Raw genomic sequence first — 7,925 nt, 5'->3', positions numbered from 1 at the left:
TGGACTGATAGTGGATCCACTCATGCTGTCTCTCTAAAACCAATGAGAGCTCCTTAATCGCCTCAGCATCAAGGCAAAAGTCCTCAAGTGATGAGACCTCAGGGTAATAGTTTTTGATGACTGAGAGGACGTACTCAACATCGATGTCGAAGGGATCGATGATTCCATCCGACACCCCCCGACAGAGATCGATAACACCTTTGAGCTGGACCTTAGATTCCTTAGTCACCAAGTTATTCAACAACCTGGACCGTTGACCGTCCCTCGGTCTTGTGAATCAAGATAATGTGGTTATCCTTTCCTTGGAATGTGATCTGGCTCGGAGTGATAGCCAAATACTGGTCATCAGATCCCTTCATGGTCTTGACGATGAACTCGGAAACTACCTCCTTATTCTTGGGATCCATGTGGAGATCAAATTCGTCTACAGCCCTAAACGGGGATCTAATATTCTGCTGCAAGGAAAGTAAGAACGCCATTACTGAAGTGCTTCGCTCCCCACCGCTGTGAGTAAAAGGGTCAAGCCTGCTAGGGACTGCGCCTTTGAAACCAACCCAGATCTCTAGACCTGCCTCCTCGATGTCAGTGGCGTCTATGAGGCGTACCTCACCCTTTGCTTGGAGCATCGAAAGGAGGCTCAAATATTTACCATTGACCTCGACTAAAAGTTCCTGCATCACGCCTCGCCATCGCTTTGTTCTCTGCTCAATCTCCTCCATAACGTTATGGCGACTCAACCTGACTTGATCCACCCGTTCTTGGAGCTCGTTGAAAGTTCTAGAGTAGGAAACGTACATCTCCTCGGCGTTATCCGTGACGTCGGCCATCCCCATCAAGATACCGCTCACCTTCCGAATCTCCCCGAGAATCTCCTCAGAACTCCGACCGGTCTCTACCCTCGCTCCTTTGATGATTGCCTTGACTTCGGCATCATTGAGATCCCTTATAAGCCGATCCATCTCTGCCCTGAGAGAGTCGATCCTTTGACTAAGCCGCCCCCTCCTATCCCTGAGAAGAGCCATCCGAATCCTGGCTTCAATATATTTGTCGTTGGTCTCATCAATCTGGATTCTCGTCCGCTCCATTTCCTGAACAACAGCCAAAGCCCCCGTCTTTGCCTCTTCTAGCCTTGTACCCAACGAATCAACTGAGGAGCTTATCTTGGTTCTCTGGTCCTCGATCTCAGAGTTCCAAATCTTGTAAGCTTCACTTTGGCTCTCCTCAATCTCAGCAAGAATGTTGAAATAATCATCGAGGGTTGTAGGACCCGCTTTTAGACTATTCCTGAGATTCTCGGTCCCCATTTTGAACCTCTTACGGTTCTCGCTGGACGATTCGAGAAGTCCTCCGAGCTGAGACAGCTGTCCTTTAGAGTTGTTAATAGTATACTCGCAGATGCCGACGGTCCTTTCGAACTTTACCCGTTTCTCTATGAGCATTATCCATGATGTTTTATAATTTTCGAGCTCCTTGTTGGAATCTAGGATTAGGTTCCCGTTCCTTTCCATCTCAGCTTCGGCCTCATGGAGGTCGTTGTCAGCCCGGGTTATATCCTGCTCAACGCGGCTCTGCTCTTTCTCGAGGGCTATAACCCGGCTCCATGCAATCTCCTTCTGGAGGAAAACATTTCGGGTCTGGTGCTGTTTCTTCACTTGGAGCCTATCATTCTGTTCTCTCCAGTAGTTTAGGGTCTCCCTCGCCCGATCCAGTAGGTTGATGAGGCTCGACTCCTCACTAAGGATTCCCCCAAGCTTTGTTTTTGCCTCCACGACATCGGATCTATAGCTCTCAAATCCTACAGCCGATTCCAAGATTTTAAGCTTCTCGCGAGGGGGGAGGGCTGCGAACTGGGTGGGCATATTCTGGTGCATCACAATGAGCATGTTACTGGGATCAAAGCCCAGGTCATTGAGGATATTCATGACCTCATACTTTTGGGCCCCCTTCTGGTTTATCTCGAACCAGTATTTGCCGTCCCTGCGGAGGTTCCGAGTTAACCTGATGACGTTGCTGTCAAATCTCGGGATAGGCCTTTGGCCATCATTGGCTGTGTTGTCAAGAAGGAGGCTTACTCTTGCCCTGTCCTCTCCCCAGCGGATGAGGTCACTAAGCTTCTTGGACCGTTCTGTATAGGTGTCCCCGAGGGCGATGCATATTCCCGTGAGGAAGCTGGATTTTCCGGATCCGTTGGGTCCGCAGACTACATTCACACCGTCTCGGACGGGGACTCGGGCGTACTCGTAGGACATAAAGTTCTCTAGAATGACCTCGCGAATCAGCATTAGTTTTCCCCGAACTTGTAGTCTCAATGCTCAGCTCATTTTTAAACCCTATCCCTAAAATATCCCAAAAAAAATAGGGACCTAAAAACAAGGACATGGTGAACTCATAAAAAAAACATTCCAGATAATCGATAAAAACACAAAGTAGACAAGAATACTGAAAACCAAGAGATAATTCAGAGAAATCATAGGAATTGGAGACTTCTCTATGGCTGAAAAGCCGTGGTCTCATCTACTCTAGAACATCCATGTCCGTGGTAAACTACCGTTTTTCGTATTAGATATTGGTGTACCAGTTCATGCATGATCAACCGGTAAAAACAGAGTTGATCTTCCTCGTAACTTAAATGCACGAGAATATGGCTATGTATATTTTTTTTTGTTCCCAGAATGAGGTACTAAGATAAAGTTATGATTTTCAAAATATCTGACTAAGGAAATAATCAATAGGCAAATTTGTTATAGACCGTCATTGAAGATAAAATGTCACTGGTTGGATCAACATAACTGTTACAAAGTGGATAAATATTTAGGCGTAACTAACTCAGAGGTCAAAAAAATGCTCTGATCTATATAATAAACTCGATTGAAAAATAATTTGTTTAACTGAGTTACTAGGTCGCCGCGTTCAAGGTTTAGAACAGAAGAATGGTGGGCCGGGCAGGGATCGAACCTGCGACCACCGCCACGTCAAGGCGGTGTCATACCACTAGACCACCGGCCCCTCCGCCAACACAATACCCACCCACCACACAGATAAATATGCTCCCCTAGGAATATAGTAAATGTACATGGCTCCAAAGATTTTTTAAGAACTCGCCATTTCACCATATGATGTCTGCCGCCGTAGCTCAGCCTGGGAGAGCGCCCGGCTGAAGACCGGGGTGCCGAGTGTTCAAATCACTCCGGCGGCACCAAATAACTCTAAAACCACAAACCGAAATTTTGTAGCGAACTACCCAAACAAAGGAATCCTCAAGCCTTACGAAAAGTCCGGAAAACCTTTATGACCCTAAAAAAACTGATAACACCTGTAACAGGCCCGCTTAATCAGATTTCCAAAAGTGAAATCCACCATTTTGGTTTTTTTCATTTATTTTATTATGCCTATTTTCGATTAGGAAAAAAGAGATTGAATATTCCCAAGTTAACCAGGACAGTTTTATCTCTCAATACTCCTTTTTCGATTTTAACTTTAGATTGGACCTAGCTCCAGCTCTTTACGGGAGGAAATATGAAAGTTGTTTGAAATGATTTACATCATTTAAGGTATTTTTACCTGTTCTTTTTTATGGAGATAGGTTTTTGTAGATTGCCCGTAAAACCTTTTATCTTGACCGTTTGTTAGAATTGGTGGCGGGCTGGTAGTTCAGCGGTATGAATGCCTGGCTTGCATCCAGGAGGTCGGGGGTTCAAATCCCCCCCAGTCCACCAGATTTTCATACTAAATTTATTCGTTTATTGGGTATCGCGCGTCCAAATAGTTTGATCTATTCGAAGCTAAGGAACCAATTATGTGGAAATATATCCAAAAACATCCTTTCTCTTGATTGTAATTCGCATGGACAATCTAGTTTTTGTTTTTCTTGTATGATAAATATCGCCTTTAACCTTTACTGAGGATGAACTCTATATTTTCATCGTCTGTATTGATTTCAAGTATTTTGTGTCCAAGGCGTACTATTAGTCTTTTGATGTCTTGTTCGGCCGCAGGGTCATCAGCTGTCACCTTCAGGGTCTGGCCTGATTCCATGCTGTCTAGCTCGAGGCGGACTCTGAATACAGGTTCTGGGCAGTAAAGTCCTGTACAGTCTAGGATTCTGTCGTATTCGGTGGCCATGTTTGTTTCATCTCTCCGTTTGGAGCGGTAGAATATATGGTCTTCCATGTGAGTTTTTTTGTTGTAATGGGGGAGCTGGATGATTTCTTCATGTCTAAGGTGGATATTCCTTTAATCCGGCATGGTAAGAGGCAGAGGATTGAGACTTTGATCAACGAGGAGGCATTGTTGCTGGCCAAGTATCTGAGAGATGAGAGGAAAGAATGGACTCCTCGAATCGCAGCCTTGTGCGGATACATGGAACTGCCTAGATTATATAATGAATTAAATCCTTTAAACACAGAGAAAACATGACCTTCCAGCCTGGGCAGATAATCGCCTATATTGAAATGTGTGCCCTAGAGAAGGCCAGCCTGCAGCGGGGCATGAACTACAAGCTCCACGGACAGCAGAGCATCATCCTGATGAGCCTAAGACCGAACGCCCCATACGCTGATCGAGTTGAAGAGAAAGGGTGGAACAGATCCAACGAAGACTAATCAGCCCATGTATCTGCCAAGCGGGAGGCCTACTCAGAACGGAAAATTCTACCATGCCGCGAAAAGATACAGGGAGGGTGAGGCTGAGCCAGAACTGGTCAAGGTCTATGAAAAACTTCGCAGGGGGATTTGGGTCTACAATGGACTGTTTAGGCTAGTTGATGCGTGGAGGGAATCCTCGGATGATAGAAATGTGTTCAAGTTCAGGCTTGAACTCCTAGTTGACCCAGCAGAGCATAGTCGAAAACTCAACTTGGAGCATAATCGGATGGTCCCTTCGTGGGTGAAGCTGGAAGTCTGGAAACGTGACAAGGCCAAGTGCGTTCAATGCGGGAGCGATGAGAATCTTCACTTTGACCACATTATCCCCTACTCACGCGGTGGATCGTCACTCGTACCGGAGAATATTCAGATACTCTGCGCGAGGCATAATCTTGAAAAACGGGATCGAATAGTCTAGGTCGCACGCTTCAGAGTTCTTGAAAAGTGTGTGTGGGGGGGTTAACTTTTAACTCCCCAGCAATTGTTAGAGTGCAAATATGTTTTTTTTCTTATTTTATCCCATTCAGATTTTAGAAGAATCTTCCTGAGGTTATTCCACCAAGATATTTTAGGGACTAGGATGAGCTGGGGAGTTATAAAACGACGCGCGCCATATCTAAAGATTAATTAGATAATGGGGAGTACTTCGGTGGATTAATATGCGTTCGCGAAAAGTCCAGAGCAAGATTTCCACAATACTATGGTCTTGGATTGGCGCTTTTGTTGGAGTTGCTATTATTTCATTTATTCACTATAACTTGATCTCCGAAACCGATCTAGTTATGGTAATAGGCTCTTTTGGCGCGTCAGCTGTTTTGGTCTACGGTGCGATAAATAGTCCGTTAGCTCAACCAAGGAATCTCATTGGAGGACATGTCTTTTCAGCATTGATAGGGGTAACCTGCTACAAACTTTTTTCTTCTGACCTCTGGTTTGCATCAGCGATTTCTGTTGCCACTGCTATTGCAGTAATGCAGCTGACAGACACTGTTCATCCTCCAGGGGGAGCGACTGCCTTGATCGCAATCATAGGTAGCGCCAAGATACATAATCTAAGTTATTTTTACGCTGTTTTACCTGTTGGAATCGGGGCTTTAATCATGTTGGTTGTAGCTTTGTTTATTAATAAGCTAGCTAAACGAGATTATCCTATATCGTGGATTTAACGAAAGAACTTGCGCAATATTTCTATGCAACACTAAGGAACTAAATAATATCGTATACGAGTTGGAGTCGTAGCTAAATCAATAAAGTAACTGCTTTTCTCTTAGGGTCTTAACGAGGAGGCCTACAAGTGCCAGCAATCCAACTAGGATGTTTGGAAGTAGCATCCTTCTCATTGCAAAGCCAAAACTCTCGATGAAAGCCATTATCATCAGACCGAAATATGGTGAATAGACAAAAAAACTTTTCCAGTGATTTAGACTGTAAAAAAGCGATTTAGGCCGTAGGGGGCATCAGATGGAATTCTAACTTTACTGAAAGGGTTCAACATGAATTGGGTTAAAGATCCGAATTGAATCCGTCCACACAATTCGAATTTGGACTTTAGTAGAAAAGAGACGTAAATCAAGGGCGTTATACTAGTTTAGTTAATAAATAGGCTGCACCAAAAATTGAAGATGCCTATTGGATTATCTTAGATAACCTAAAACCCATGATTGAAATTAATAGAACTACTACAAAATAAGGCGATAGAGCTCTCTTAAGATGTATCATTAATTTTCCTTGGAAGGTAAATCCTGAATAATGCTTCCGTTATTATTCAACTGTATTTATGAATTTCCTAATTGAGAATGAACTGTGAGATAATTAGGCTAATTATAGTTTTTATTGAAGATTGACTGTGTTATTTCTAATATTTATGATTCCTGTGAGATGAAGAGTAAGCTCATTTTATTTGCGTGCTCATCCATGTTCTGCATTTGTTTATTAATTTGGGCTTAATGCTGTTTTCCGAATGCCAGGATCGCACTTGTTTTTCGTTATAGAACTAAAGGAGACATGCAAGCTGAGAACTATGACCCCTGCGCTTGAGAGCCCCAAGTAACCTGGCCGGCTTCCACCAGATGGATAGCAGTACGATAGGAGATATCATACCAACTCGGAACTGATGTCGAGTTAAGCTACGGTCAGCTACTTGAGTGAATCCTACTCACTACGTACAATAAATGTCTATCATAGCAAGGCGGAGGACATTTAATATCAGTTGCAAAGCTTACTCTGCAAAATCGATCATACAGGGGCCCTGAACCACTGGTCCAAAGTTGTCCTCTCCGTCGCTCTTGAGAAACCCTTATCCATTCTCTCTAAAGCTTTAGCCAACCGTGATCGATCAAAGTCCCTTTCCCCACACAGGAAGCCTATGATTCCATCGTGGTCCGAGGGACGCCAAACAAGGCTGTAATCCTTTTCGGTTGCAGGATCCGCAAAGAGCTCTCGGATCTCATCTAACGGGTGTGGAAACTCTGGGTTCTTCATGAATGGTATCGCATTCTCTATGCTTCCGTGTTTCTTGATGAGCTTTAGGGCAGTCTTTGGCCCGATTCCCTTGATCCCCTTGGGATTATAATCGGTCCCTACAAGGATGCCGATGTCGATGAGCTGCTCCCGGGTTAACTCCAGCTCCCTAAGGAACTTTCCAAGCTCAATGATCTCGGGCTCCACCTTTACGTACACGTTCTTCCGAGGGAGTTTCCTTCTCCCTGTTATATTCAGGTTCCTCACTAGAACAGGCGCACCAAAAAGGAGAGAATCGAAGTCTTGGCTCCCGGAAGCCCATACATCTCCCTTCGTTGCCATGAAAGCTGATTGGGCCTCCCCCTCTTCAGGGGCCTGGACCCAAGGCACGCCCATCAATGTGAGGAGTCTCTTCGCATCTCCGATAATATCTACATTGACTTTTGCTGTTGCTTGTGCAAACCGTCTGGCGTCCTCCACACGCCCCTCCTTTACTGCAGAGTCGTATTTTATCTGAGCTTTCCTGCGGGTCTGGCGCCTTTCACGAATGACCTGGGCCTTGAAACTGTGGGGCCTTCCATCAAATACATATACAAGCTTGATCCCGGCCTCGATTAGGCGAGAGTTCCTGTATATGAGCCCGCTCAAATGGCTTGTGACCCTCCCTTTCCTGTCCCGGAGGGGATCTCCCTGCCTACTTCGGATGCTCGAAAGAAATTGATACAGTATATTATGGCCGTCGATTGCGATCCGGCGTCCGGCTAAGTCTGCGACAGTGACTCTGCGTGCCTCAACGAGACTCCCGAGCTTGACCCCCAAGGC

The 7,925-nt window shown here is 45.0% G+C and carries 7 protein-coding genes, 3 tRNA genes and 1 pseudogene; 5 read left to right on the top strand and 6 right to left on the bottom strand.

What is annotated here, in order from left to right; genetic code table 11:
• The 3 genes from QGG23_07635 to QGG23_07625 all read right to left on the bottom strand — a co-directional run.
• Nucleotides 1-229: hypothetical protein (locus tag QGG23_07635; protein ID MDP6049290.1), on the bottom strand; the 229-nt coding region annotated here is incomplete at its 3' end.
• 4 nt (nt 230-233) lie between these two features.
• Nucleotides 234-2,282, bottom strand: a complete 2,049-nt coding sequence (locus QGG23_07630; GenBank protein MDP6049289.1) for an AAA family ATPase — start codon at nt 2,280-2,282, stop codon at nt 234-236.
• A gap of 649 nt (nt 2,283-2,931) precedes the next feature.
• Nucleotides 2,932-3,006, bottom strand: a tRNA-Val gene (locus tag QGG23_07625).
• A gap of 116 nt (nt 3,007-3,122) precedes the next feature.
• On the opposite strand from QGG23_07625, the gene QGG23_07620 reads away from it, so the two are divergent.
• A tRNA-Phe gene (locus tag QGG23_07620) sits at nt 3,123-3,199 on the top strand.
• Nucleotides 3,200-3,640: 441 nt separating this feature from the next.
• Nucleotides 3,641-3,716, top strand: a tRNA-Ala gene (locus tag QGG23_07615).
• Nucleotides 3,717-3,888: 172 nt separating this feature from the next.
• On the opposite strand, the gene QGG23_07610 is transcribed toward QGG23_07615, so the two are convergent.
• The gene (locus QGG23_07610) at nt 3,889-4,170 is read right to left on the bottom strand and encodes a sulfurtransferase TusA family protein (protein MDP6049288.1); all 282 of its coding nucleotides are present in this window, start codon (nt 4,168-4,170) and stop codon (nt 3,889-3,891) included.
• On the opposite strand from QGG23_07610, the gene QGG23_07605 reads away from it, so the two are divergent.
• The 3 genes and pseudogenes from QGG23_07605 (at nt 4,159) to QGG23_07595 (ending at nt 5,809) form a co-directional block, all read left to right on the top strand.
• Nucleotides 4,159-4,416 carry a hypothetical protein gene (locus tag QGG23_07605; protein MDP6049287.1) on the top strand — a complete coding sequence of 86 codons (258 nt, stop codon included), beginning with the start codon at nt 4,159-4,161 and terminating at the stop codon, nt 4,414-4,416. The genes QGG23_07610 and QGG23_07605 overlap by 12 nt on opposite strands.
• A 35-nt stretch (nt 4,417-4,451) precedes the next feature.
• Nucleotides 4,452-5,061: pseudogene (locus QGG23_07600) on the top strand (HNH endonuclease).
• A gap of 241 nt (nt 5,062-5,302) precedes the next feature.
• Complete coding sequence (locus QGG23_07595; GenBank protein MDP6049286.1) at nt 5,303-5,809, top strand: HPP family protein; 507 nt, start codon at nt 5,303-5,305, stop codon at nt 5,807-5,809.
• 78 nt (nt 5,810-5,887) lie between these two features.
• Here QGG23_07595 and QGG23_07590 read toward each other — a convergent pair whose 3' ends face one another.
• Both QGG23_07590 and fen read right to left on the bottom strand, forming a co-directional pair.
• Nucleotides 5,888-6,013, bottom strand: coding sequence for a hypothetical protein (locus QGG23_07590; protein ID MDP6049285.1), 126 nt, complete (start codon nt 6,011-6,013; stop codon nt 5,888-5,890).
• 865 nt (nt 6,014-6,878) lie between these two features.
• Nucleotides 6,879-7,922 (bottom strand): flap endonuclease-1, encoded by a 1,044-nt coding sequence (gene fen, locus QGG23_07585; GenBank protein MDP6049284.1) that lies wholly within the window; start codon nt 7,920-7,922, stop codon nt 6,879-6,881.
• Between the last annotated feature and the right edge of the window lie 3 nt (nt 7,923-7,925).

It is taken from the genome of Candidatus Bathyarchaeota archaeon, assembly GCA_030739585.1.
Lineage (GTDB): Archaea > Thermoproteota > Bathyarchaeia > TCS64 > TCS64.
Note: the sequence above shows the minus strand (reverse complement) of the source record. Positions and strands in the feature narration are given on the sequence as shown.

Bases quoted from the DNA above. Each gene is read 5' to 3' on its own strand.
- QGG23_07605 (MDP6049287.1), top strand. From the start codon at position 4,159: ATGGTCTTCCATGTGAGTTTTTTTGTTGTAATGGGGGAGCTGGATGAT.
- QGG23_07610 (MDP6049288.1), bottom strand. From the start codon at position 4,170: ATGGAAGACCATATATTCTACCGCTCCAAACGGAGAGATGAAACAAAC.
- QGG23_07590 (MDP6049285.1), bottom strand. From the start codon at position 6,013: ATGGCTTTCATCGAGAGTTTTGGCTTTGCAATGAGAAGGATGCTACTT.
- QGG23_07630 (MDP6049289.1), bottom strand. From the start codon at position 2,282: ATGCTGATTCGCGAGGTCATTCTAGAGAACTTTATGTCCTACGAGTAC.
- QGG23_07595 (MDP6049286.1), top strand. From the start codon at position 5,303: ATGCGTTCGCGAAAAGTCCAGAGCAAGATTTCCACAATACTATGGTCT.